Source organism: Klebsiella sp. C360, from assembly GCF_048822415.1.
GTDB classification, from domain to species: domain Bacteria; phylum Pseudomonadota; class Gammaproteobacteria; order Enterobacterales; family Enterobacteriaceae; genus Klebsiella; species Klebsiella quasipneumoniae.
In genome coordinates this window covers 1-710 of sequence record NZ_JBMEZZ010000059.1, presented here as the reverse complement: position 1 = coordinate 710, position 710 = coordinate 1, and the positions used below count along the sequence as shown (strand labels likewise).

General features: G+C 54.8%; 1 rRNA gene. It reads left to right on the top strand.

Annotation, left to right across the window (positions count from 1 at the left end):
* Positions 1 to 691 (top strand): 23S ribosomal RNA (locus ACOI7D_RS27830); the annotation flags it as partial.
* Positions 692 to 710: the final 19 nt, after the last annotated feature.

Sequence of the window (710 nt, the reverse complement as noted above, 5' to 3'; positions counted from 1 at the left end):
CGGGGTTGCGGACAGTGTCTGGTGGGTAGTTTGACTGGGGCGGTCTCCTCCCAAAGCGTAACGGAGGAGCACGAAGGTTAGCTAATCCTGGTCGGACATCAGGAGGTTAGTGCAATGGCATAAGCTAGCTTGACTGCGAGCGTGACGGCGCGAGCAGGTGCGAAAGCAGGTCATAGTGATCCGGTGGTTCTGAATGGAAGGGCCATCGCTCAACGGATAAAAGGTACTCCGGGGATAACAGGCTGATACCGCCCAAGAGTTCATATCGACGGCGGTGTTTGGCACCTCGATGTCGGCTCATCACATCCTGGGGCTGAAGTAGGTCCCAAGGGTATGGCTGTTCGCCATTTAAAGTGGTACGCGAGCTGGGTTTAGAACGTCGTGAGACAGTTCGGTCCCTATCTGCCGTGGGCGCTGGAGAATTGAGGGGGGCTGCTCCTAGTACGAGAGGACCGGAGTGGACGCATCACTGGTGTTCGGGTTGTCATGCCAATGGCACTGCCCGGTAGCTAAATGCGGAAGAGATAAGTGCTGAAAGCATCTAAGCACGAAACTTGCCCCGAGATGAGTTCTCCCTGAGACTATAAGTCTCCTGAAGGAACGTTGAAGACGACGACGTTGATAGGCCGGGTGTGTAAGCGCAGCGATGCGTTGAGCTAACCGGTACTAATGAACCGTGAGGCTTAACCTTACAACGCCGAAGATGTTTT